The organism is Pseudomonas kilonensis, assembly GCF_001269885.1.
Classification (GTDB): Bacteria; Pseudomonadota; Gammaproteobacteria; order Pseudomonadales; family Pseudomonadaceae; genus Aquipseudomonas; species Aquipseudomonas kilonensis.
The window spans coordinates 61398-84167 of the sequence record NZ_LHVH01000020.1 but is presented as its reverse complement, the minus strand read 5'-3'; the positions used below and the strand labels follow the sequence as shown (position 1 = coordinate 84167).

The following is a 22770-nucleotide window of genomic DNA, read 5'->3' as shown; positions in this document are numbered from 1 at the left end:
GGTATCGACATGTCCAACACCGCAATTATTTCAATTATTGATGATGATGAATCAGTTAGAGTTGCCCTGGATGGTTTGTTACGTTCCCACGGATATCGGGTTGAAACATACGCCAGCGCCTTGGACTTTTTATCTTCCTGCGAACTTGAAAATACAGCCTGCCTGATATCGGATATACAAATGCCCGGCATGACGGGTATTCAGATGTACGATCAACTGTCGACCCTGGGCATTCATATCCCGATAATTTTCATCACCGGATACCCTGGCGTGCCACCGCGTGTCAGCGCTGGCACGCCCGAGCCGGTGGCGTTTTTCCCGAAACCCTTCGACTGTGCTGAATTGATCGCCTGTATCGAATCGGTACTGGCCCGGTCTGCTTGACTGCACCGCCCCCTCATACCTTCGTATAGACCACACCTACCCAAGCATGGGTCCGATGACCTTATGTAGAAGTGTTAAACACAGTCCCGGCCAATAAGATTTCCTACAGCGAACCGAAACTGAATGTGCTCGATGTAAATACATTGGAGCCAGGCATTTCTGGAGTACTTCGCGCCACGGTCACGCTGAAAAGTTTAATTCATTCAACGTATCGATTTTGTCTTCGGGAGCACATCATGAAACAGCAAATTCTGGTTATTGGTGCTGGTTTCGGCGGGGTATGGAGCGCATTGAGCGCGGCCCGCCTGCTGGACCAGCATGATCGAAATGACGTGCAGATTACTGTCCTGGCGCCCCAGGCGGAATTGCGCATCCGGCCTCGTTTCTATGAGCCGGACGTCCACACCATGATGGCTCCGCTGGACGGACTGTTCGACGCAGTGGGCGTGAAGTTCGTACAGGGCTCGGCGAGCAGTATCGACGTCGAGGGCAAACGGGTCGGCTACGTGGACGTGTTCGGCACCCAGGGCAGCCTGGGTTACGACCGATTGGTACTGGCGGCGGGCAGTAAACTGTTTCGCCCCGACCTCAAAGGCATGCTCGAACATGCCTTCGACGTCGATGAGATCGAACAGGCAACGCGCCTCGAAACCCACATCAAGTCCCTCAAAAACCTGCCGGACAGCCCAGCCCGCAACACCGTGGTGGTGGCCGGCGGCGGCTTCACCGGCATCGAAACCGCCACCGAAATGCCAACCCGTCTGCGGGCCGCCCTGGGTGAGGACGCGAACATCCGGGTCATCGTGGTGGATCGCGCGCCGCAGATCGGCGCATCGTTGGGCGACGGCATTCGCCCCTCCGTGATCGAAGCGTCCGATCACCTGGGCATCGAATGGATCCTCAATGCTTCAGTCGATTCGGTGGATGCCGGCGGTGTCACCCTGTCGAACGGCCAGCGTATCGAGTCCAATACCGTGATCTGGACCGTGGGTTTCCGTGCCCACCCACTGACCCAGCAAGTGCCTGGCACCCGCGATCACCAGGGTCGCCTGCACGTCGACGGCCATCTGAAAGTGTTGGGGCAAAACGACATATTCGCCACCGGTGACGTGGCCTATGCCGCCACCGACACACTGGGCAATTACGCGGCGATGTCTTGCCAGCACGCCATCTCCCTGGGTCGCTACGCCGGCAACAACGTCGCGGCCGACCTGCTGGGTGTGGCGCCGATGCCCTACAGCCAACCCAAGTACGTGACCTGCCTGGACCTGGGCGCCTGGGGTGCGGTGTATACCGAAGGTTGGGATCGCCAACTCAAGCTGGTCGGGCAGGAAGCCAAGGATCTCAAGACCCAGATTAACAGTGTGTGGATCTACCCGCCCGCCGCTGACCGCGCCGCGGCCCTGGCGGCGGCTGACCCTTTGATTCCGGTGGCCTGACCCTTACTGCCTACTCCGGCCAGTCTCTCCTTTCTGCGCCGGTCTTTCCCAGACGCCTGCCAATGATTCTTCGGCGGGCGTTTTTTTGATGAAAAACCAGCACCAAACCGATGGGAGCGAGGCTACTGGCGATAGCTGTGTGTCAATCAACATTGATGTTGGTTGATCCGCCGTCATCGCGAGCAGGCTCGCGCCCACCTGTTTCTCTAATCGCTGCGTCTGTTCACCAGGTATTGATCTGCGCGAGCTTGGTCGCCAGGGGCAGGCCGTTCCAGGTGTCCTTGGCTGCGCACCCGACCGGGTTGTGTGCCCACCGATACCAGACATGAAGGTTCTGGGCCCCGGCGATCAGCCCCGCAAAAGGATTGAGCAGTCCGCCGCCTCCGGCGCCTTGCAGCCATGGCAAGCAGTATTGGCAGGGATGCAGTTGAACGTACATCACCCAGTCCCCGGCATTTGGCGCGACAAGGCCATAGGGCACCAAGCCATTGCCGCCCGCCACCACCAAGGCGTTACGCTCCGCATGACCGGAAAACCCGACCGCAGGCGCGCCGGGCACAACAGCGAAGGCGCCAACGATTGAAAAGCGTGAATTTCCAAATACCACGCCATAAGGCAGGGCCGCCCCGCCCGCTACCGCATTCCCCAAGGGAAAACCTGCGCCCGGATTGGACACCGTTGCCAATGCGGCCCAACAGGAGCCGTGGGCAATGCCAGCTCCCGGCAGGGCCTGGGTATGGGCATGCGTCGCGCATTGCCGGGCGAGTTCCAACGCTTCGAGATAACCTGGGTTCATGACGCCGCCCATGGCCACGGTGAACTGATGCAAAACAACCGGCATAAGATTATCCCTGTCTTGATCGGGTTGACATGGGGCCACAGCTGAACTCGTCCAGAGTTTCAAGGGCGCCTCAGAACACGCAGGTGAGACTAGCCGCCGGGATGAAAAATGCAAAATGGAGCACCCAGGCTTGTCTACATCATCCGCGCCGGAAACGCCTTGAGCTCAAGCTTCTCCATCACCAACCCGATGAATGCCGAAACCGCCAGCGGCAACTGCCGCCGGCTCGGATAGAGCACATTCAGGCCGAAGCCGATGCGCTGGTATTGCGGCAGCACCCGCACCAGCCTTCCGGCTTCCAGGTCGAGGCTGCTCAGCGCCCCCGGCAACACGGCGATGCCCAGGCCTGCGACGGTCGCCCTGCGCAGCGCCTGGGCGGTGTTGGCGTGGAATCGGCTGGCGATCTGCACCTGTTCCTCGATGCCGTCCGGGCCAACGAATCGCCAATGGGTCATGCCGCCGGGATGAGCGAAACTCACGCCGTCGTGGTGAGCCAGGTCCTGCAACGAAAGCGGTGCGCCGCGCGCGGCAATGTACGCGGGGCTGGCAACCATGCCGTCACCGTCGTTCTTGAGCAGTTGGCGACCGACATACCCCGAGTCCTGCAAGGGACCGCCGCGAAAGGCCACGTCGATGCGGTCGGCAATCAGGTCGACCCGGGCATCGCTGAGCACGAAATCAAGTTGCACTCGCGGATGCGCGGCTAAAAAGTCGGCCACCCATTCCATCGGGAAAAAATCGAAAAAATCCGCCATCGCTGCGATGCGCACCAGGCCGCTGGGCTCCTCGCTGCCCATCATCAGTTCCTGTCCGGCATCCATCAGGCCGTCCACCGCATCCACACAGCGTTCATAAAACCCCTGGCCCGCATGGGTCAACGTGAGTTTGCGGGTCGAGCGCTGCAGAAGTCGCGATTCAAGCTGCGCCTCCAACTGCTGGACCCGTCGGCTGACGGTATTGGAAGGCATGCCCAAGCGCCTGGCGGCTTCGGCGAAGCTGCCGCTGCGGACCACCTGGACGAACAGCGCAACATCGTTGAGATCGAGCATGGCGCGCACATTCCTTCGTTTTGTGGATGAGTTCAATCCGATTGTATCGACTAATCAATCTATTGGCAGGCACTTATCCTTCTCGCATCGAGGCCCACCGCCCAAGACTTGGAGGCACCCCATGAACAGCATCGTCGCAGCACCGCCCCGCGCCATCGTCCACCGCACCTCCGGCAGCAGCCATGGGCCGATCACCCGGCTCATGAGCCCAGGTGACCTGGGCCAGCTCTGCAAGCCATTCGTGTTTCTCGATCACTTCGCCTTCAACGCCGATGCCATGCAAAGAGGTTTCGGTATGCACCCTCATTCCGGGATCGCCACGCTGACCTACATGATCGAGGGCCAGGTGATCTACGAAGACACCACGGGCCAGTCCGGCACGTTGCCCAGCGGTGGCATGGAGTGGATGCAAGCCGGTAACGGCGTATGGCACACCGCCCGACCGGTTGCGGGTTCGCCGATCCAAGGCTTCCAGCTCTGGGTTGCACTGCCGGCGGCAGAAGAAAATGCCCCGGCCCACAGCGTCTACCTGGCGCCCTCCGAGATCCCCCGTGAAGGTCCGGCGCTGGTGTTGCTCGGCCAATACGGCGCAGCCCGCAGCAATGTTGCGGCGCCAGCAGGCATGAATTACCTCGCCGTGCAGTTGCAGGACAACGAGCACTGGCGCTACACGCCACCGGCCGGGCACACCGTCGCCTGGCTGGCGGTCAACAGCGGCAGTCTCGATGCTGGCGGCAACGTCAATGCCGGAGAAATGGTGGTATTCGAAGCGTCCGGCGAGGCCATCGACATCGTTGCCCGGGGCGCGACCTCCTTCGTGCTCGGTTCGGCGGTCAAGCATCCCCATGACCTGGTGATGGGCTACTACTCGGTGCACACCAGCGAGGCCGCCCTGGAAAAGGGCGAGAAAGAAATCCAGCGCATCGGCGCCCTTTTGCAACAAGAGGGTCGGTTGGCTTAGCCGACCCTCTACTCAATCCCTAATTCATACCCGATCCCTTAGAGGTGAATCATGACTGACATCGGTCTCGATCTTCTGTTGTCCCGCACTCAAGTCGGCAAGCTGTCCCTGAAAAACCGCATGATCATGGCGCCCATGACCCGCAGCCGCGCAGGTGCTGGCGATGCCGCCACGCCCCTGATGGCCGAGTACTACAGCCAACGCGCCAGCGCCGGCCTGATCGTCAGCGAAGGCTCCCAGGTGTCGGCCCAGGGCAAGGGTTACCTGAGAACGCCAGGGATCTTTACCCCTGAGCAGATTACCGGTTGGAAACAGGTGACCGACGCGGTCCATGCCGAGGGCGGGCAGATATTCTTGCAGCTCTGGCATGTAGGCCGTCTTTCCCATCCGTTGGTGCAGGTCAACGGCGCCCAACCCGTAGCCCCCTCGGCAATCAAGGCCGATGGCGAGATCTACACCCCCGAAGGCCTCAAGCCCTATGAACTGCCACGGGCCCTGGAGCTCGATGAAATTCCCGGCGTGGTCGCCGACTTCCGTCAGGCCGCGGCCAACGCGAAGCTGGCCGGCTTCGACGGCGTGGAGATTCATGGCGCTAACGGCTACTTGATCGACCAGTTCCTGCGTGACGGCACCAACCAACGTACCGATGCCTACGGCGGCTCGATCGAGAACCGTGCACGTTTGCTCAAGGAAGTGGTCGAGTCGGTGATCGAAGTCTTCGGCGCCAGCCGCGTCGGCGTTCGCCTGTCGCCGATCTTCAGCTACTTCTCGATGAGCGACAGCAACCCGCAAGCGACATTCGACTACACGGCCAGAATGCTCAGCCGCTATGGCCTGGCTTACCTGCACATCGTGGAACTGGGCGAAGGCCCATTCAACTTCCTGGAACTCAAGCGCCGTTTCGGCGGGACGTACATTGCCAATGGCGGCTACAGCGCCGAACGCGCCGCCACGGCCATCAGCCGTGGAGAAGCAGATCTGGTGGCATTCGGTACGCCGTTTTTGGCAAACCCGGACCTGGTGGAGCGCTTCAAACGAGGCCAGGCGCTGAACACCCCTGATGCATCGACGTTCTACCAGGGCGACGAGCGCGGTTATACGGACTATCCGACCTTGGCCGGGGCTTGACCCCAGTGTCCAGCGCGTGCCTCGCTTGGACTTGTACAAAATAGCGAAATTACTTGTACAAAAAACTTTAATTTGTACAAGGCGTGCAGTAGGCTTCTGAAAACTTGTACAGGAATCATTTCCTGTACAACAATCGGAGCCTATGCATGTCCGTCTACCTCCAGCGTTTCGCCCACGCTTTCGCCGAGCTGGACGCCAGTCGCCTGGCTGAGCTCGATGAACTCTACAGCGCCGACATACAGTTCCAAGACCCTTTGCACCGGATCGAAGGCTTGCCGGCCCTGCGCGCTTACTTTGCCCAGTTGTACGCCAACGCCAGCAACCTGCGCTATGACTTCCACGCCTTCGATGAAGTCGGTCCCGGAGAGGGCTATCTGCGCTGGACCCTGCATTTCAGCCACCCCCGCCTGGCGCAGGGAGCACCCATCGCGCTGCAAGGCTGCAGCTATCTGCGTTGGAATGATCGAATCTACCTGCATCAAGACTTTTTCGACGCAGGCGCCCTGCTCTACGAACATCTGCCGCTGTTTGGATCGGTGATTCGCTGGCTCAAGCGGAGGTTGGCATGAGCCGTGTCTGGCTGACCGGCGCCAGCAGCGGCATTGGCGCGGCATTGGCGGCAGTCCTTCTGGAACAGGGGCATCTCCTGGCTGTGAGCGCGCGCCGGAGCCAACCCCTGGAGACCTTGGCCACACGCTATCAAGATCAGATATTGGTGCTACCGGGCGACCTGACCGACCCGCATCAGGTCGCCACGATCTGCCAGCAGATTGACCTTCATTGGGGGGCGCTCGATCTGGTGATCCTCAATGCCGGCACCTGCGAATACCTGGAGCCGGACCACTTCGACACCCGCCTGGTCGAACGGCTCATCAACACCAACCTGCTGGGTACTTGCCATTGCCTGGAGGCCGCCTTGCCCTTGCTGCGCCGGGGCCAGCGTCCACATCTGGTGGCGGTGAGCAGTGCGGTCACCTCGCTGGCCCTGCCTCGCGCCGGCGCCTACGGTGCGTCCAAAGCCGCGCTGCGTTATCTGATCGAATCCTTGCGCATCGACCTGGCCGCCGAGGGTATCGATGTCACCCTGGTCAGTCCCGGCTTCGTCGACACGCCACTGACCCGACGCAACGACTTTCCCATGCCCATGCGCTGGTCGGCGCAACGAGCCGCCCGCCATATCGCGCGCCGCCTGCCGGCGCGCCCGCTGGACATTGCGTTTCCGTGGTCCTTCACGCTGGTCCTGCGCCTGCTCGGGCATTTGCCCGCCCGCTGGCGGCTGGCCCTTGGCCAACGCCTGGCACGCCCTTCCAAGGAGTCTTGAAGCATGCGCATCGCGATCATCGGCAGCGGCATTTCCGGGCTGACATGTGCTTACCTGTTGGCCCGCAGGCACCAGATTACCCTGTTCGAGGCCGACGACAGGATCGGTGGCCACACCCACACCGTGGATGTCGATTGGCAGGGGCAGCGCTATGGCGTAGACACAGGCTTCATTGTGTACAACGACTGGACCTACCCGAATTTCATCCGTCTGCTGGACCAGTTGGGGGTCGCATCTCGCCCCACTGAAATGAGCTTCTCGGTGCATGATCCGGCCACCGGCCAGGAGTATAAGGGCCACACCCTGCGCAGCCTGTTCGCCCGCCGCCGCAATCTGTTTTCGCCCGGGTTCTGGGGCATGCTGTGGGACATACTCAGGTTCAATCGGCAGGCCACCGCCGACCTGCAGGCGCAGCGCATCGACCGAACCGCCCGGCTCGGCGACTACCTGCACAGCCAAGGGTATAGCCAACGTTTCATCGATCACTACATCGTCCCCATGGGCGCAGCAATCTGGTCGATGTCGCCCGCCGGGATGCTGGAGTTCCCGCTCGAGTTCTTTGTGCGTTTTTGCCACAACCACGGCCTCATGTCGGTCAATCAGCGCCCTCAATGGCGCGTGATCGCGGGCGGCTCACGTGGCTACATCGAGCCTTTGTGCGCAGCCTTTCGCGAACATATCCGGCTCAATTGCCCAGTGCAGCGTGTCAGTCGCAACGTTGCCGGGGTTAGCGTAACCAGCAGCGCTGGCACCGAGCATTTCGATAAGGTGGTGTTCGCCTGCCACAGCGACCAGGCCCTCGCCCTGCTCGAGGCGCCAAGCCTGGCGGAGCGTGAAGTCCTCGGCGCCCTGAGCTACGCCAGCAATGAAGTGCTGCTGCACACCGACACCCGCCTGCTTCCCCTGCGACCCCAGGCCTGGGCGAGCTGGAACTATCGGCTCGGTGGCCCTGCGCAAGCACCTGCCGCGGTGACCTACAACATGAACCTGCTCCAGGGCCTGGATGCCCCGGTGATCTTCTGCGTAAGCCTCAACCAAGGCGACGCGGTCGACCCGGCCAAGGTGCTTGCGCGCTTCGATTATGCGCACCCTCAGTACAGCCTCGCCGCCATTGCCGCCCAGGCCCGCCAAGGTGATCTGCAAGGGCATCAGCACAGCTATTTCTGCGGCGCCTACTGGGCCAACGGCTTCCATGAGGATGGCGTGGTCAGCGCCCTCGACGTGGCAAAGCATTTCGGAGAACAGCTTTGAACAGCAGTGTGTGTCGCGGCTGGATTGATCATCGGCGCCATACGCCGCGAATCCACGCCTTCCGCTATCGGATCGGCATGCTTTACGTGGACCTCGCCGAACAGGAACACATGCTGGGGTTGTCGCGCCTGCTACGGCCCTGGTCCTGGGCCCCCCTGTGCTGGCGCGAGCGCGACTACCTGCCATCGCGCACCCGTCTTGGGGTTCCCCTGGTCGATGCCGTGCGCCAGATCCTCAACGAAGCCCTGGGTGCCGCTCCCCAAGGGGCGATTCACCTGCTGACTCAGCCGCGCAGTTGGGGCCTGTCGTTCAACCCGGTGAGTTTCTATTTCTGCCATGAAGCCAACGGGCGCCTGGCGGCGATCCTCTGCGAAGTGCGCAACACCCCATGGCGCGAGCGCTATCACTATGTATTGCCGGTGCCTCCCGGCGAGTCCTGTGCCTTCAGGGTGGCCAAGGCGTTTCACGTATCGCCGTTCCTGCCTCGGGATATGGACTATCACATGGGATTCCTCGTCCAGGACACGCACATCCGCATACGCATGGAGAACTGGCGCGACGGCCACAAGGTGTTCGAGGCCGACCTGGCACTCAAGCGCCACCCCCTCGACGCCTCTTCGCTGCGCCGACATGTCCTGGCCTTCCCCTGGATGAGCTTGCGCACCGTAAGCGCCATTTACTGGCAGGCCCTGCGCCTGCTTTTCAAACGCACGCCCCTCTACGCCCATCAGGCCAGCGAAGACGGCCTGAGTCTGGGTCAAACCGCTCACAAGGATCCCAATCATGCCCGAACCGACCCTGAGCGCTACCAAGGCTGGTAGTTGCGACCTCTTTAACGGAGGGTTTTTCAAGCAAGCCGTGCTGGGTCAGTTGCGCCGCCTGCGTCACGGCCACCTGCGACTGCTACTCAATGGCGAGCCATTGAGCTTCGGTGACCTGGCCAGCCCCTTGATGGCCGAGGTCGAGATCCTCGACGACGCGGTCTGGGGCATGGTTGCGTGCAACGGTTCCATCGGCGCTGGCGAGGCTTATGTCCACGGCTATTGGCGCAGCGGCGACCTGACGGCGGTGACGCGCCTGTTCGTCGCCAACCTGGATGTGCTCGATGCCATGGACAGCGGCCTGGCTCGCATCGGCCGCCCGCTGTTGCGCTGGCTGCACTGGCTCAACCGCAACAGTCGACGGGGTTCGCGGCGCAATATCATTGCCCATTACGACTTGGGCAATGCTCTGTTCGAGCGCCTGCTCGACCCCACCATGATGTATTCAGCCGCCCTGTTCGAAAGCCCCGAACAAAGTCTGGAAGAGGCCCAGCTCAACAAGCTCGCCCGTATCTGCCGCAAACTCGACCTGCGTCCCGGCGACCATTTGCTGGAGATCGGCACGGGTTGGGGCAGCCTCGCCATCTACGCAGCCAGCCATTATGGCTGCAAGGTGACCACGACCACGCTGTCCCTGGAGCAATACACCCACACCTGTCGACGTGTCGAAGAATTGGGCCTGCAACAGCAGGTGCAGGTGTTGCGCAAGGACTACCGTGACTTGCAAGGGCGCTACGACAAGCTGGTGTCCATTGAAATGATCGAAGCCGTCGGGCATCGCTATCTGCCCGAGTACTTCCGGCGCTGCGCCGCGCTGCTCAAGGACGACGGGCTGATGCTGCTGCAATCGATCACCATCCGCGACCAGCGTTATGAGCAGGCCCGACGCTCGGTGGACTTTATCCAGCGCCATGTTTTTCCCGGTGGCGCGTTACCGTCACTGTCGATCCTGCTGAAGACTGCCAGCACCCAGACGCCGCTCAACCTCCTGCATCTCGAGGACTTCGGCGCGCACTACGCCCGTACACTGCGGCACTGGCACGACAACTTTCGCCAATCGCACCAGGCCTTGGCGCAGTTGGGCTACGACGAAACCTTCCAGCGCCTGTGGGAGTTCTACCTGTGTTACTGCGAAGGTGGATTCATCGAGCGTGCCATCGGCGTGGCCCAACTGCTCTTCGCCGGGCCCGGCGCCCGTCGAACCGCCCTGCTGGAGTACCAGGATACGTGATGAGCCGCACCGGCCTGATCGTCAATGCCCTCTGGTTGCAACTGGGTTGGTGGGGCTGTGTGCTCGGGGCACAGGACCCGTGGTGGCTGTTGCTGGTGGTCATCGGATTGCTGGCCCACCTGTGGCTGTGTCCTGCTCCCCGGGCAGAGCTGTTTGCGGTGATGCGTGTCGGGCTCAGTGGCATGCTGCTGGACTGGAGCCTGGGTACGCAGGGCTTGTTCATATTCAAGCAAACCCCGCTGCCGCTCTGGCTGGCGCTGCTCTGGCTGGTGTTTGCCACAGGCCTGCGTCATAGCCTGGCCTGGGCCAGGCGGCCGGTATCGCGTGGTGTGTTGCTGGGCTTGGTCGGTGGTCCGCTGGCCTATTGCGTGGGGGCGCCACTGGCGGGCGTCGCCTTGCCACTGGGGGTCGTTGGCACCGCCCTGTTCCTGGCACCGCTATGGGCGTTATGGCTAACCCTGGCGCTGCGTCTGGCCGAGCCGAACTGAACTGGCCCCAGAACGCCGTCGCTACCAGGGCTCGTCGAGGAAAAGCGGCATGCGCAGCGGCTCGATCGGCCCCTCGCGCTGGCCACACATCTCATCATGGACAACCTGTTGCACCAGCGTGCAGGGCAGCCGCGGGACGAAACGCAGCAGCTCACGCAAATGGGTGGTGGAACGTATATGCAAAGTCTTTCCCGACTCATCGAGCAACGTACGCAGGCCACCGTCCAGTCGGGCGCGCAATACGTAGATGCCACCCTCCAGTGACAACAACTCCAGTTCGCGGACTCGCCCCTCGACAGCCAGCTCCGTGAGCGCCTGCAAGTTCATGGCACGTTTGCGCAATGGGTCAGGCCCAGCATCAACAGCAATGCCATCATAAAATGCCTCACTGCTCATCTCTCCCTTCACTTGAGGTTTTGATTCCAAGCAATTGATTTCTAAGATCAGGCTCTCGAGTTCGAGGATCGAGCCAGATGGCAAAAAATGCCCGGGCGAATAGCGAGTCTGTGACCGCGAGAGACAGTTTTTCACCCACATAGAAACGACAGCCCTGCCCCGGCAGATACAGGCCAGTGATACGACTTCCAGGCTTCACATCAATAAAGGCACGGCGCATTTGCGCGGCCCATTCGTCCCGGCGCTTGGCGTCCAGGGGCGCACCGTTGAGACGCTGCATTTCCTTCAGGCTCGTTTCGACCAAAGACTCTTTGTCGATGGCGCGTCGGTAATTGAGTTCCAGAGCAAACGCTGTTTCCAGGCTTGGCGCAGCGGCCGCACTCCAGAGCCTGGCCTGATAGACGTCGAACCCATACCAGTCGAAATCGGCTTGTCCAACCAGACGCGTGCCTGGCAATACGCCGCGCCAGTCCGACAAGACTTGGGGGCAGTAAAGCGTAAACATGCAAAGCGCTATGGCAATCAGGCTTTTCCTGAGCGCGAACGACCAGGCCATGAAGGCGTTACCCGCTTATCAAGGGAATCCTAATATTTGTACATAATTTTAGTTTTGTACATGTTTTGTGCAGCTACACGCTTTCCGGCACATCAATCTGAAGCGGCACCACCCGCCTCGGCGCCGGGCCTGGCGACGTAGCAGTCGCCGCTTCGACCAGGGCTTCGACGGCCTGTTCGGCCATGGTCACGACAGGATGCGACAGCACCGCCTGGACCAGGCCCGTCTTCAACGCCTCGCGTGTCAACGGCGTCAGGTCGTGGCACACCACCACCGGCAAGCGAATCCGCTGTTCCTGGAGGCTACGCAAGGCCCGCAATACGCCGGCGACGCCACCACCGGCCACATAAAGCCCCACCAGGTCAGGCTCTGCGCTGAGCAAGTCCAACGTGTTGCCATACGCGAACTCATCGTCCTCCAGCGTCAGGCGCGATGCGAGCAGCTCCCATTCGCTGGAGTGCTCGGCCAGATAACTGCGAAAGCTCAGCTCACACAATTCCTGGCACTGGAAACGCTGGCTGCTGAGCATGACAGCCGCCGCCCCGGGTTGCCTCGCCAGACGGCTGATGAACCAGCCTGCCGTGCGGCCCGTGAGTCGATTGTCCAACCCGACATACCCCGTGCCGCTGGCGCTGGACAGCTCCGACAGCAGCGCCACCACCGAAACACCCGTCTCGCGCAATTGCGCAACCGCCTCCCGGACCCGGGGATGATCCACCGCCACCACGCCCAGCCCGTCCACTTGATCGCGCAGGGCCAGGATGCGTTGCGCCACGATGACCGGGTCGAGGTCGTCCAAGTAGCCGATGACCACGCGAATCCGTGCTCGCGTGCAGGTCGCGGCAGCGTTCGACAACGCGTGGGCAAGCCCCTGGTAGAAAGGCACACCACTTTTCTGCAACAGGAAGCCAAGCCGCAAGGTCGGGCGGTCGTTGAGCACCCGCTGTTCGATAACGCCCTTGGCATGGAACCCCAACCGCGCGGCCGCCGCGGCAATGCGTTGGGCGGTGTCGGCGCGCACATCGGCGCGCAGGTTCAGCACCCGATCGACAGTAGACAGGCTGACTCCGGCTTCCCGGGCGACATCGGCCATGGTAGGGCGAAGCATTCGGCGTGGCTTTTCTGACATGTTTTGACACCTCTGCCGGGCATCATGAGGGGTTTTGACAGATTAAGCCAACGCCCCATAGCCCCCTCCCCGGCAACGCAATAGCATCAGGTCCGCCCATAACAATAAACACAGCCGGAGTACTTCCATGGCCATTCACATCTGTACAGCGCCCTGCTGTTGGGGCGTCGACGACGTCAAGAACCCGTTCCTGCCACCGTGGCGCCGGGTGCTTGGCGAAGCCGCCGAGGCTGGCTATCGCGGCATCGAGCTGGGGCCTTATGGTTACCTGCCGCTGGATGGAACCCTTGTTCAGGCCTTGTCTGAACACGATCTCCAGATCGTCGCCGGGACGATTTTCGACGACTTGGTCAACCCCGCCAACCTGCCTGAATTGCTGCGCCAGACTCACGACATCTGCGCCCTGCTCAAACAACTGCCGCCCATGGCGCAGCAAGCCGGCCAGCGCCATGCCGGGCCGTATCTGGTAATCATCGACTGGGGCCACGAGGTGCGCGACTACGCCGCCGGTCACTCGGACCGCGCCCCGCGCCTGGACGATGCTCGCTGGAACACGATGATGGCGCACATCCGCGCCATCGCTGACATCGCCTGGCATCAATACGGCATCCGCGCCGTCATCCATCCCCACGCCGGTGGCTACATCGAGTTCGCCGATGAGTTGGCGCGCCTGGTGGACGACATTCCCGATGAAGTCGCCGGGCTGTGCCTGGACACCGGGCATCTCTATTACGCAGGCATGGACCCAGTCGCGTCGCTGCGCACCTACGCCCATCGCCTGGACTACCTGCACTTCAAGGACATCGACCCGGTGGTGCTCGACCAGGTGCTGAACGAACACATCCGCTTCTTCGCCGCCTGCGCCCGCGGCGTGATGTGCCCCATCGGGCGTGGCGTCATCGATTACCCGGCGCTGCACAGCCTCGTGCATGAATTGGGTTATGTGGGCTGCATCACCGTCGAACAGGAGCGCGACCCACGCAACGCCGGGAGCAGCCTCGACGACGTGGCCGCCAGCCGCGCCTACCTGGCCCGCATCGGTTTCTGATCACACAAGGACAACGTCATGATCAACGGCAGCAAAACAATCACACGGCCCATACGTTGGGCCATGGTCGGTGGCGGCGAGCACAGCCAGATCGGCTACATCCACCGCTCGGCCGCCCTGCGCGACCGGAATTTCGAACTGGTTGCCGCGGCGCTGGATATCGACCCTGCACGCGGCCGGGCCTTTGGCGAGCAACTGGGTATCGACCCCCAGCGCTGCTATTCGGACTACCTCAGCCTGTTCGAGCTGGAAGCACAACGCCTTGATGGGATTGAAGCGGTGTCGATCGCCACGCCCAACGGCACCCACTACGCCATCACCCGCGCGGCCTTGGAAGCCGGGCTGCACGTGATCTGCGAAAAGCCGCTGTGCTTTACCCTCGAACAGGCCGAGGCACTGCGCAGCCTGGCGCACGCCAAGGGACGCATCGTGGGCTTGACCTACGGCTATGCCGGGCACCAGTTGATCGAACAGGCCCGGGCGATGATCGCGGCACAGGCACTGGGCGAGATCCGCATGGTGCACATGCAGTTTGCCCATGGTTTTCACAGCGCACCGGTGGAGGCGCAGAACCAGGCTACCCAATGGCGCGTCGACCCGCGCCAGGCCGGGCCCAGCTACGTGCTGGGGGATGTCGGCACGCACCCGTTGTATTTGTCCAAGGTGATGCTGCCCGATCTCAAGATCAAACGCTTGATGTGCAGCCGACAGAGCTTCGTCGCCAGCCGCGCCCCGTTGGAAGACAACGCCTACACCTTGATGGAATACGAAGGCGGCGCCATGGGCATGGTCTGGTCCAGCGCCGTGAATGCCGGGTCCATGCACGGGCAGAAAATCCGCGTGATCGGCTCCCGGGCCAGCCTTGAATGGTGGGACGAGCGGCCCAACCAACTGAGCTTCGAGATCCAGGGCCAGCCGGCGCAGACCCTGGAACGCGGCATGGGCTACCTGCACGCCGACGCGCTGGAGGACGACCGCATCGGTGGCGGCCACCCCGAAGGGCTGTTCGAAGCCTGGTCCAATCTCTATCGCCGCTTCGCCCTGGCCATGGATGCGGCGAACCGTGGCGACAACGAGGCGCTGGCCACCCTGCGCTACCCCGACATCGACGCCGGCGTGGAAGGTGTGCGCTGGGTCGAACGCTGTGTGGAGTCAGCCAACCAGGATTCAAGCTGGGTCGGCTATTGACCCCTGTGGCGAGGGGATTTAGCGAAACGTCGCACCGCCCCGCTGGGGCGCGAAGCGGCCCCCGACATTCCATCCTGATACACCGTAGTAGCAGATCCATTTGGGACCGCTTCGCGCCCCAGCGGGGATAAATCCCCTCGCCACAGGTAATGAGCATTGCCTAAGGAGAACAACAATGAAAATCGCCCTCGACCCCTACATGCATCGCCACCTGAGCCTGCCGGACCTGTGCCGCAAGACCGCCGAACTTGGCTACCAGTACCTGGAGCTGTCGCCACGGGAAGACTTCCTGCCCTGGTGGGTCCGCCCTCGCGCCCACAAGGAACGTATCGCCGAGTTCAAGAAAGCCCTGCGCGACCACGATCTGCAATTGGCCTCGCTGCTGCCGATGTATCGTTGGGCCAGCCCCCACGAAGACGAACGCCGGGCAGCGGTGAACTACTGGAAGGAGGCCATCCAGATCGCCGTGGAAATGGGTTGCACCACCATGAACTCGGAGTTTGGCCGCGGGCCGTCGCCTGATCGTGGGCATAAAGTCAGTTGCTGCGGCGGCCTGCACAGCCATGAGTCGAGCGAAGCAGCCTGGTGGCGCTCGATGGAGGAACTGGTGCCGATCCTGGAAAGCGAGGGGGTCACGCTGAACGTCGAACCTCACCCCGAAGACTGGTGCGAAACCCTGAACCCGGCCCTCGACATGCTCAAGACCCTCGGCTCGGACAACGTCAAGTTCCTCTATTGCACGCCGCATACCTTCTATTTCGGCGATGACATGAAAGCCATGATCGCCGAAGCCGGATCGATGATCGCCCATGTCCACATCGCCGACACCTACAACCACAAGGCCTCGTCCGGCCTGCGCTACATCGTCAACCCGCCCGGCGCCAAGGTCACCGTCCACCAGCACATGGACATGCACCAGGGCGAGATCGACTGGGACCTGTTCTTCAGCGAGCTGGCCAAGACCGGCTTCGACGGTATCGTCACCGCTTGCGTGTTCGGCTGGGAAGAACGGGCGGATGAATCCGGACGCTTCATGCGCAAGGAAATCCAGTCCTACGTCGACAAGTACTTCAAGTAAGCATGTTCATTCCAGCAACCGGACTAGCCGCGGCTCGATCGCACTAGCACTCACCTCGACCAACGCCAGCGTCACCGGCAGCGTGAACCGCCGCCGGCCGGCGCTGCCGGGGTTCAGGTACAGCCGCTCGCCACGCCATTCGATGCCCGGCTTGTGGGAATGGCCGCTGATCACCCATTTCACGTCCGGATCGAGTGAATCCTGTACGTCGGCGATGTCGTGGACCAGCAAGACCTGCCATCCACACAGGTCGAACTGCAGGCGATCGGCAAGCGGTCCAGCCCAATCGCCCCCCAGGTCGTTATTGCCGCGCACCACATGCAATGGCGCGATCGACGCCAGTTGATCCAGGATCCCGGGGCTGCCGATGTCACCGGCATGGATGATCCGCTCACACCCCTCCAATGCTGCCAGCGCTTGCGGGCGAAGCAGACCGTGGGTGTCGGAAATGACGCCAACCTTCATGAAATATTTCTCCCAAATCGTGTGTCGCCGGTTGTACCTGCCTCGTCGAAGCGAGCTAACGTGCTGGAATCGAATAAGATAGGCTGCGCATCAATAGCGCGCAGACCTGTCGTAAAAGGAAATGTTGATGCTCGGACGCAAACGGCCAGAGCCAAAGATTGAAAACACTGATGAGGCCTTTTCTCCCCAGAGCACACGGGCTGGAGCAGCATTGCGACTGACCGTGAGTTTCATGCTGGTGGTCATCATCGCGTTTCTGGCCGTCGAAGGCTGGCGCACCTGGCGCGATTACCGTGCCGCTTTTGCGTCTGCCCGCGATTCGGTGACGAACCTGGCACGGGCGACGGCCCAGCACGCCGAAGATACCATTCGACAAGTGGATGTGGTCACCGCCGCCCTCAGTGAACGGGTGGAGGGCGATGGCCTGCAGAACATGGACGTCCCGCGCATCCATAAGCTATTGGTGCAACAGGCCGCCATCATGCCGCAACTGCATGGGTTGTTTATCTATGGCCCGGACGGCCAATGGCTGGTGACGGACAAGGAAGTGATCCCGGAAATGGCGAACAACGCCGACCGTGACTACTTCCAATACCACCGCACCCACGAGGATCGAGGCGTGCGCATCGGTGACGTCGTCAAGAGCCGCTCCACCAACGACCTGATCATTCCCATTTCCCGCCGCCTGAACAACCCCGATGGCTCGTTTGCCGGCGTATTGCTGGGGACCGTGAAGGTCAGCTATTTCGTCGACTACTACGGCGACTTCAAAATCGATGGCAAAGGCGCGCTGGTCCTGGCCAAGCGCAACGGAACAATCCTGGTCCGACGGCCCTTCGTCGCGTCGGTAATTGGCAAGAGTCTCGTGAACAGCGTGATCTTCAGGGAACACTTGCCCACTTCCAACCAGGGCATCGCCGAAGCCAGGGCCGTCGTCGACGACACCGAGCGCCTGTACGGCTACCGGGCCCTGACCACTTACCCGCTGGTGGTGGAAGCCGGCTTGTCCCGCGAATCGATCATCGCGCCCTGGCGCCGCGACCTGTTCAAGACCGGTCTGGTGCTGATTTTCCTGATCGCGATACTGGTGGGTTTCGGGCTCATCGTGTTGAGCCAGCTGCGCTACCGGATGACGATGGAGAAACAGATTCGCACTGCGCACCAGGCCATGCGCGACATGGCGCTGACCGACAGCCTGACCGGGCTGGGCAACCGCAGGCGGCTGGATATTGCCCTGGCCGATGAAATCCGCCTGGCCAGGCGCCAGGGTTCGTCCCTGGCCCTGATCATGCTCGACGTCGATTACTTCAAGCGTTTCAACGACAGATACGGCCATGCCGCTGGCGACGATTGCCTACGGGCGATTGCCGCCGCGCTCGGGCAGACCATCAAAAGGCCGGGTGACCTGGCGGTCCGCTACGGCGGTGAAGAGTTCACCGTGCTGCTGCCCAACACCGACAGCGCCGGTGCCGCCAAGGTCACGCAGCAAATCCTCGAAGCCGTCAGGGCCTTGAACATTGAACATGGCGACCATCCCTTGGGCATTGTGACCATCAGCGCCGGTGTCACCACCTGCCAGCCGAGCGGAGAGGACGTCACCCCGGCCATGCTGATCAGGGCCGCCGATGCCTTCTTGTACCTGGCCAAGAACACAGGGCGAAACCGTTGGTGCAGCGCCAGCTCGACACCGGAGTGAACCCGGCGGGAGCGCCGCGCATCGGTCAGGATCGTGCAAACCCAAGTCCACAGGTGCCTGTAAGGCGCCTGGCGGCTACAATGCGCGCTTCGACCGTGACCAGCCTGACTAAAAAAATGTCCTTGCCCAAACATCATCTGGAATTGCTCAGCCCCGCCCGCGACGTGACCATCGCCCGCGAGGCCATTCTGCATGGCGCCGACGCCGTGTACATCGGTGGCCCGAGTTTCGGCGCGCGTCACAACGCCTGCAACGAGGTGGGCGATATTGCCCGGCTGGTGGAGTTCGCCCACCGCTACCACGCCCGTGTGTTCACGACCATCAACACCATCCTGCACGACAACGAGCTGGAGCCGGCCCGCCAACTGATCCACCAGTTATACGATGCGGGTGTCGATGCGTTGATCGTCCAGGACCTGGGGGTGATGGAGCTGGATATCCCGCCCATCGAGCTGCACGCCAGCACCCAGACCGACATCCGCACCCTGGCCCGGGCAAAATTCCTCGACCAGGCCGGTTTCTCGCAACTGGTCCTGGCCCGTGAGCTGAACCTGCAGGAAATCCGCGCCATCGCCGACGAGACCGACGCGGCCATCGAGTTCTTCATCCACGGCGCGCTGTGCGTGGCGTTTTCCGGCCAGTGCAACATCTCCCACGCCCAGAACGGCCGCAGCGCCAACCGTGGCGACTGTTCCCAGGCCTGTCGCCTGCCCTACACCCTCAAGGACGACCAAGGCCGGGTGGTCGCCTACGAAAAACACCTGCTGTCGATGAAAGACAACAACCAGAGCGCCAACATCCGCGCCCTGGTCGAAGCCGGCGTGCGTTCATTCAAGATCGAAGGCCGCTACAAGGACATGGGCTATGTGAAGAACATCACCGCCTATTACCGCCAGCGCCTGGACGATGTCCTCGAAGACCGTCCGGACCTGGCCCGCGCGTCCAGCGGCCGCACCGCGCACTTCTTCGTCCCCGACCCGGACAAGACCTTCCACCGTGGCAGCACCGACTATTTCGTCAGCGAACGCAAGATCGACATCGGCGCCTTCGATTCGCCGACCTTTACCGGCGTGCCGGTGGGCGTGGTGGAAAAAGTCGGCAAGCGCGACCTGCAAGTGGTGACCTTCGACCCGCTGTCCAACGGCGACGGCCTCAATGTGCTGGTCAAGCGCGAAGTCGTCGGTTTCCGCGCCAACATCGCTGAGCCCAAGGGTGAGTTCGAAGAGGATGGCCAGAAGCGTTACCGCTACCGCGTCGAGCCCAACGAAATGCCGGCCGGCATGTACCAGTTGCGCCCCAACCACCCGTTGAGCCGCAACCTGGACCACAACTGGCAGCAAGCGTTGCTCAAGACCTCCTCCGAACGCCGCGTGGGCCTGGCCTGGGTTGCACGCCTGCGTGAAGCGCGCCTGGAACTGACCGCCACCAGCGAGGAAGGCATCAGCGCCAGCGTCGCCCTGGATGGGCCGTTTGGCGTGGCCAACAAGCCGGAACAGGCCCTGGAGCAGTTGCACGACCTGCTCGGCCAACTGGGCACCACCGAATACCACGCCACCGCGATCGAGCTGGATGCGCCCCAGGCGTTCTTCATCCCCAACTCGCAGCTCAAGGCCTTGCGCCGCGAAGCCATCGAGGCCCTGACCGCCGCCCGCATCGAAGCCCACCCACGCGGTGGCCGCAAGGCCGAGACCAGCCCGCCGCCGGTGTACCCGGAGTCGCACCTGTCGTTCCTGGCCAACGTCTACAACCAGAAGGCCCGGGACTTCTATCATCGTCACGGCGTCAAGCTGATCGACGCGGCGTTCGAGGCCCACGAGGAAACCGGTGAAGTGCCGGTGATGATCACCAAGCACTGCCTGCGCTTCTCGTTCAACCTCTGCCCCAAGCAGGCCAAGGGCGTCACCGGCGTACGCACCAAGGTGGCACCGATGCAGCTGATACACGGTGATGAAGTGCTGACGCTGAAGTTCGACTGCAAACCCTGCGAAATGCATGTGGTCGGCAAGATCAAGGGGCACATCCTCGACCTGCCATTGCCCGGCAGCACCGCGCAACCCGTGGTCGGCCATATCAGCCCTGAAGACCTGCTCAAGACGATCCCCCGCGCACCGCATTAAACCAATACCCACCCGCTTCCCCTGTGGGAGTGGGTGTTAACAAAACTGGCATCCACCACAGATCCCCTGTGGGAGCGGGCTTGCTCGCGAAGGCGGCATAACAGTCGACGATGATGTTGAATGTGCTGGCCTCTTCGCGAGCAAGCCCGCTCCCACACTGAATGTTGGGTGATTGGAATGGATTTTTCATTTCTGCGCCGTTTTTGCCTCACTGTGCGACAAATTCCCCTCGCCAGACTCCCCTGCCCCACAATCGCCTGTTAGGTTGTAAAGGTTTGTGTCATCAAATCAGACACTTCCCTCCTACCGCCTGCAAAGGAATGCCCAGCAATGGACTTCTCGCTCAAACACCTGGCCGTGGCCACCCTGCTGTTGTCCAGCCTCGCTTCGATCACCACACCAGCCTTCGCCAACATCACCGCCCAACAGGGCGCAGCCATCGTCAAAACCTTCTCCGACACCTCAGTCACCGATTTCAGACAATTCCTGGCCGATGTGGCCAAGAGCGACCTGGGCAAAACCGCCAACCTCGGCCCGGCCATCAGCGCGTTCCAAGGCAACAAAACCCTTTCGACTGAACAGCAGAATGAAATCCATCGCCTGCTGGGCCTCTATGCCCGAGTGAAATACGGCCAGGCGGCCACCGAGACACTGAAGGAACTGGTCGCCATCCCGACCTTTCGCAAGGACGGCGTTGCCCAGCACGAGAACCCGGAATTCCTCAAGATCGCCGACAAGATCAAAAGCCTGGCCGAGGCGTTCAACCTCAACTTCCGCAATGTCGACAACCGCGTCTATGAGATTTCCCTCCAAGGCAGCGGCGACGAAGTCGTCGGCATTCACGCCCATGCCGATGTGGTGCCGGTAACGCCGGAAAACTGGGTGTTGAAAGATGGCACCCGCCTCGACCCGTTCAAGGTCACCCTGGTGGGCGACCGCATGTATGGCCGCGGTACCGAGGACGACAAGAACGGCATCGTGGTCGCGCTCTATGCCATGAAGATCATCAAGGAAGAGAAACTGCCGCTGGCGCGCAACTTCAAGCTGCTGGTCGACACCACCGAGGAAACCACCGGCGACGCCATCCCCTATTATTTCGAACGCAACCCGACGCCCAACTACAACCTGGCACTGGACGGCGGCTACCCCGTGGTGATTGCCGAGAAAGGCTATGGCACCGTCATGGCCAATTTCCCGCGCCGCGCGGCACAGGGCAAGGGCGCGGAAATAACGGCGCTCACCGGTGGCATGGCGACCAACCAGATCCCGTCGACGTCGGTGGCGACCTTTGTCACCGACAAGCCCACCGAACTGGCCGCCAACCTACTCAAGGCCGGTACAGCCTATGCCAAGGCCAATGGCGGCGACTTTGAGGCAAAAAGCGAAGTGGCCGACAACACGGTCAAGCTGACCTTCACTGGCGTCTCGGCCCACTCCTCCGAGCCCGAGTCAGGCGTCAACCCGGTCTCCAGGATGCTGGTGTTCATCAACGGCCTCGACGGCAAAGTCGCGCTCAAGCACAACCACATCACCGACGCCGCGCGCTACGCCACCGACAACTGGGGCCTGGATTACCTGGGCAAAAAATTGGGCATCGGCTTTTCCGACGCGTTCATGGGGCCGCTGACCGCCACGCTGACCTACGTCGGGATGGATGACAAGACCTTCAAGCTGGCGGTCAACCTGCGGGTTCCGGTTGGCAAGCCGACCGAGGCACTGAAGACTGAGATCACCGACAAGCTGTCTGCCTGGACCAAGACATCCCAGGTCGCCGTCGCCTTCGACGCCTCCATTGACGAGCCGATGTACCGCAACCCCGAAGGCGAATGGGTCAAGGCGCTGCTGGCCGTCGCCACGGAGAACCTGGGCATGGAACACAAATACGGCACCTCTGCCGGCGCCACTTCGGTTCATGACTTGCCCAATGGCGTGCAGTTCGGCCTGGCCATGCCCGACGTCAAGTACACCGGTCACAACGACAACGAGTTCAAGACGGTCGAGCAGTTCCTGTTGGACTTGCAGATCGTGACCGAGATGATGGGGCGGATCGGGCAGTTGCCGAAGCTCTAAGGCGCGTGTGATCCATTGTGGCGAGGGAGCTTGCTCCCGCTCGGTTCTGTAGGAGCTGGCGAAGCCTGCGATCTTTTGATCTTTCTCTTGAGATTCAAGTGTTTTTGGGAAGA

Annotated in this window: 22 protein-coding genes; 16 read left to right on the top strand and 6 right to left on the bottom strand. The window is 61.9% G+C overall.

All coding sequences use genetic code 11. From position 1 onward, the window contains the following. The first annotated feature begins 9 nt into the window (after nt 1–9). The gene (locus AD662_RS14035; RefSeq protein ID WP_053188086.1) at nt 10–384 is read left to right on the top strand and encodes a response regulator transcription factor; all 375 of its coding nucleotides are present in this window, start codon (nt 10–12) and stop codon (nt 382–384) included. A 236-nt stretch (nt 385–620) separates the two neighbouring features. After that, nucleotides 621–1823, top strand: coding sequence for an NAD(P)/FAD-dependent oxidoreductase (locus tag AD662_RS14030; RefSeq protein ID WP_053188083.1), 1203 nt, complete (start codon nt 621–623; stop codon nt 1821–1823). Nucleotides 1824–2046: 223 nt separating this feature from the next. On the opposite strand, the gene AD662_RS14025 is transcribed toward AD662_RS14030, so the two are convergent. Continuing rightward, on the bottom strand, nt 2047–2664 hold the full coding sequence (locus AD662_RS14025) for a hypothetical protein (protein WP_018613374.1): 618 nt from the start codon (nt 2662–2664) through the stop codon (nt 2047–2049). 134 nt (nt 2665–2798) lie between these two features. After that, nucleotides 2799–3713, bottom strand: a complete 915-nt coding sequence (locus tag AD662_RS14020; protein WP_018613376.1) for a LysR family transcriptional regulator — start codon at nt 3711–3713, stop codon at nt 2799–2801. 121 nt (nt 3714–3834) lie between these two features. Between AD662_RS14020 and AD662_RS14015 the strand changes: the two genes are divergently transcribed. From AD662_RS14015 to AD662_RS13980, 8 genes are all read left to right on the top strand, one after another. Then, complete coding sequence (locus AD662_RS14015; protein ID WP_018613378.1) at nt 3835–4674, top strand: pirin family protein; 840 nt, start codon at nt 3835–3837, stop codon at nt 4672–4674. Nucleotides 4675–4725: 51 nt separating this feature from the next. Next, the gene (locus AD662_RS14010; RefSeq protein ID WP_018613380.1) at nt 4726–5802 is read left to right on the top strand and encodes an alkene reductase; all 1077 of its coding nucleotides are present in this window, start codon (nt 4726–4728) and stop codon (nt 5800–5802) included. Between the two features lie 146 nt (nt 5803–5948). Further along, nucleotides 5949–6371 carry a nuclear transport factor 2 family protein gene (locus tag AD662_RS14005; protein ID WP_014339204.1) on the top strand — a complete coding sequence of 141 codons (423 nt, stop codon included), beginning with the start codon at nt 5949–5951 and terminating at the stop codon, nt 6369–6371. Then, nucleotides 6368–7123 (top strand): SDR family NAD(P)-dependent oxidoreductase, encoded by a 756-nt coding sequence (locus AD662_RS14000; RefSeq protein WP_018613382.1) that lies wholly within the window; start codon nt 6368–6370, stop codon nt 7121–7123. The genes AD662_RS14005 and AD662_RS14000 overlap by 4 nt, the downstream gene beginning before the upstream one ends. A 3-nt stretch (nt 7124–7126) precedes the next feature. Further along, nucleotides 7127–8374, top strand: a complete 1248-nt coding sequence (locus tag AD662_RS13995) for an NAD(P)/FAD-dependent oxidoreductase (protein ID WP_018613384.1) — start codon at nt 7127–7129, stop codon at nt 8372–8374. Beyond that, nucleotides 8371–9195 carry a DUF1365 domain-containing protein gene (locus tag AD662_RS13990; protein WP_018613387.1) on the top strand — a complete coding sequence of 275 codons (825 nt, stop codon included), beginning with the start codon at nt 8371–8373 and terminating at the stop codon, nt 9193–9195. Before AD662_RS13995 ends, AD662_RS13990 begins: the two co-directional genes overlap by 4 nt. Continuing rightward, the gene (locus AD662_RS13985) at nt 9158–10426 is read left to right on the top strand and encodes an SAM-dependent methyltransferase (protein ID WP_033062920.1); all 1269 of its coding nucleotides are present in this window, start codon (nt 9158–9160) and stop codon (nt 10424–10426) included. Before AD662_RS13990 ends, AD662_RS13985 begins: the two co-directional genes overlap by 38 nt. Next, nucleotides 10426–10914: a DUF2878 domain-containing protein gene (locus tag AD662_RS13980; RefSeq protein ID WP_018613391.1), complete on the top strand. Its 489-nt coding sequence runs from the start codon at nt 10426–10428 to the stop codon at nt 10912–10914. The genes AD662_RS13985 and AD662_RS13980 overlap by 1 nt, the downstream gene beginning before the upstream one ends. 21 nt (nt 10915–10935) lie before the next feature. Here the strand turns inward: AD662_RS13980 and AD662_RS13975 are convergent, their stop codons facing one another. The 3 genes from AD662_RS13975 to AD662_RS13965 form a co-directional block, all read right to left on the bottom strand. Continuing rightward, nucleotides 10936–11241 carry a DUF6482 family protein gene (locus AD662_RS13975; RefSeq protein ID WP_024617111.1) on the bottom strand — a complete coding sequence of 102 codons (306 nt, stop codon included), beginning with the start codon at nt 11239–11241 and terminating at the stop codon, nt 10936–10938. Between the two features lie 58 nt (nt 11242–11299). Then, entirely contained in the window at nt 11300–11866 is a 567-nt protein-coding gene (locus AD662_RS13970; RefSeq protein WP_018613393.1) for a chalcone isomerase family protein, read from the bottom strand. Nucleotides 11867–11939: 73 nt separating this feature from the next. Continuing rightward, nucleotides 11940–12995 carry a LacI family DNA-binding transcriptional regulator gene (locus tag AD662_RS13965; protein ID WP_033062921.1) on the bottom strand — a complete coding sequence of 352 codons (1056 nt, stop codon included), beginning with the start codon at nt 12993–12995 and terminating at the stop codon, nt 11940–11942. A 127-nt stretch (nt 12996–13122) separates the two neighbouring features. Here AD662_RS13965 and AD662_RS13960 point away from each other — a divergent pair, with 127 nt between their 5' ends. From AD662_RS13960 to AD662_RS13950, 3 genes are all read left to right on the top strand, one after another. Further along, complete coding sequence (locus AD662_RS13960; protein WP_018613395.1) at nt 13123–14043, top strand: TIM barrel protein; 921 nt, start codon at nt 13123–13125, stop codon at nt 14041–14043. An 18-nt stretch (nt 14044–14061) separates the two neighbouring features. Next, nucleotides 14062–15231, top strand: a complete 1170-nt coding sequence (locus AD662_RS13955) for a Gfo/Idh/MocA family protein (protein ID WP_018613396.1) — start codon at nt 14062–14064, stop codon at nt 15229–15231. Nucleotides 15232–15406: 175 nt separating this feature from the next. After that, the gene (locus AD662_RS13950; RefSeq protein WP_018613397.1) at nt 15407–16309 is read left to right on the top strand and encodes a sugar phosphate isomerase/epimerase family protein; all 903 of its coding nucleotides are present in this window, start codon (nt 15407–15409) and stop codon (nt 16307–16309) included. 6 nt (nt 16310–16315) lie between these two features. On the opposite strand, the gene AD662_RS13945 is transcribed toward AD662_RS13950, so the two are convergent. Beyond that, a complete protein-coding gene (locus tag AD662_RS13945; RefSeq protein ID WP_053179523.1) occupies nt 16316–16774 on the bottom strand; it encodes a metallophosphoesterase family protein in 459 nt (152 codons plus the stop codon). Nucleotides 16775–16901: 127 nt separating this feature from the next. On the opposite strand from AD662_RS13945, the gene AD662_RS13940 reads away from it, so the two are divergent. From AD662_RS13940 to AD662_RS13930, 3 genes are all read left to right on the top strand, one after another. After that, entirely contained in the window at nt 16902–18470 is a 1569-nt protein-coding gene (locus AD662_RS13940; RefSeq protein WP_033062923.1) for a sensor domain-containing diguanylate cyclase, read from the top strand. Nucleotides 18471–18586: 116 nt separating this feature from the next. Continuing rightward, a complete protein-coding gene (locus AD662_RS13935) occupies nt 18587–20587 on the top strand; it encodes a peptidase U32 family protein (protein WP_018613401.1) in 2001 nt (666 codons plus the stop codon). Between the two features lie 330 nt (nt 20588–20917). Further along, entirely contained in the window at nt 20918–22657 is a 1740-nt protein-coding gene (locus AD662_RS13930) for a dipeptidase (protein ID WP_018613403.1), read from the top strand. Nucleotides 22658–22770: the final 113 nt, after the last annotated feature.

Bases quoted from the DNA above. Each gene is read 5' to 3' on its own strand.
- AD662_RS14035 (WP_053188086.1), top strand. From the start codon at position 10: ATGTCCAACACCGCAATTATTTCAATTATTGATGATGATGAATCAGTT.
- AD662_RS14030 (WP_053188083.1), top strand. From the start codon at position 621: ATGAAACAGCAAATTCTGGTTATTGGTGCTGGTTTCGGCGGGGTATGG.
- AD662_RS14025 (WP_018613374.1), bottom strand. From the start codon at position 2,664: ATGCCGGTTGTTTTGCATCAGTTCACCGTGGCCATGGGCGGCGTCATG.
- AD662_RS14020 (WP_018613376.1), bottom strand. From the start codon at position 3,713: ATGCTCGATCTCAACGATGTTGCGCTGTTCGTCCAGGTGGTCCGCAGC.
- AD662_RS14015 (WP_018613378.1), top strand. From the start codon at position 3,835: ATGAACAGCATCGTCGCAGCACCGCCCCGCGCCATCGTCCACCGCACC.
- AD662_RS14010 (WP_018613380.1), top strand. From the start codon at position 4,726: ATGACTGACATCGGTCTCGATCTTCTGTTGTCCCGCACTCAAGTCGGC.
- AD662_RS14005 (WP_014339204.1), top strand. From the start codon at position 5,949: ATGTCCGTCTACCTCCAGCGTTTCGCCCACGCTTTCGCCGAGCTGGAC.
- AD662_RS14000 (WP_018613382.1), top strand. From the start codon at position 6,368: ATGAGCCGTGTCTGGCTGACCGGCGCCAGCAGCGGCATTGGCGCGGCA.
- AD662_RS13995 (WP_018613384.1), top strand. From the start codon at position 7,127: ATGCGCATCGCGATCATCGGCAGCGGCATTTCCGGGCTGACATGTGCT.
- AD662_RS13985 (WP_033062920.1), top strand. From the start codon at position 9,158: ATGCCCGAACCGACCCTGAGCGCTACCAAGGCTGGTAGTTGCGACCTC.
- AD662_RS13980 (WP_018613391.1), top strand. From the start codon at position 10,426: ATGAGCCGCACCGGCCTGATCGTCAATGCCCTCTGGTTGCAACTGGGT.
- AD662_RS13975 (WP_024617111.1), bottom strand. From the start codon at position 11,241: ATGAACTTGCAGGCGCTCACGGAGCTGGCTGTCGAGGGGCGAGTCCGC.
- AD662_RS13970 (WP_018613393.1), bottom strand. From the start codon at position 11,866: ATGGCCTGGTCGTTCGCGCTCAGGAAAAGCCTGATTGCCATAGCGCTT.
- AD662_RS13965 (WP_033062921.1), bottom strand. From the start codon at position 12,995: ATGTCAGAAAAGCCACGCCGAATGCTTCGCCCTACCATGGCCGATGTC.
- AD662_RS13960 (WP_018613395.1), top strand. From the start codon at position 13,123: ATGGCCATTCACATCTGTACAGCGCCCTGCTGTTGGGGCGTCGACGAC.
- AD662_RS13955 (WP_018613396.1), top strand. From the start codon at position 14,062: ATGATCAACGGCAGCAAAACAATCACACGGCCCATACGTTGGGCCATG.
- AD662_RS13950 (WP_018613397.1), top strand. From the start codon at position 15,407: ATGAAAATCGCCCTCGACCCCTACATGCATCGCCACCTGAGCCTGCCG.
- AD662_RS13945 (WP_053179523.1), bottom strand. From the start codon at position 16,774: ATGAAGGTTGGCGTCATTTCCGACACCCACGGTCTGCTTCGCCCGCAA.
- AD662_RS13940 (WP_033062923.1), top strand. From the start codon at position 16,902: ATGCTCGGACGCAAACGGCCAGAGCCAAAGATTGAAAACACTGATGAG.
- AD662_RS13935 (WP_018613401.1), top strand. From the start codon at position 18,587: ATGTCCTTGCCCAAACATCATCTGGAATTGCTCAGCCCCGCCCGCGAC.
- AD662_RS13930 (WP_018613403.1), top strand. From the start codon at position 20,918: ATGGACTTCTCGCTCAAACACCTGGCCGTGGCCACCCTGCTGTTGTCC.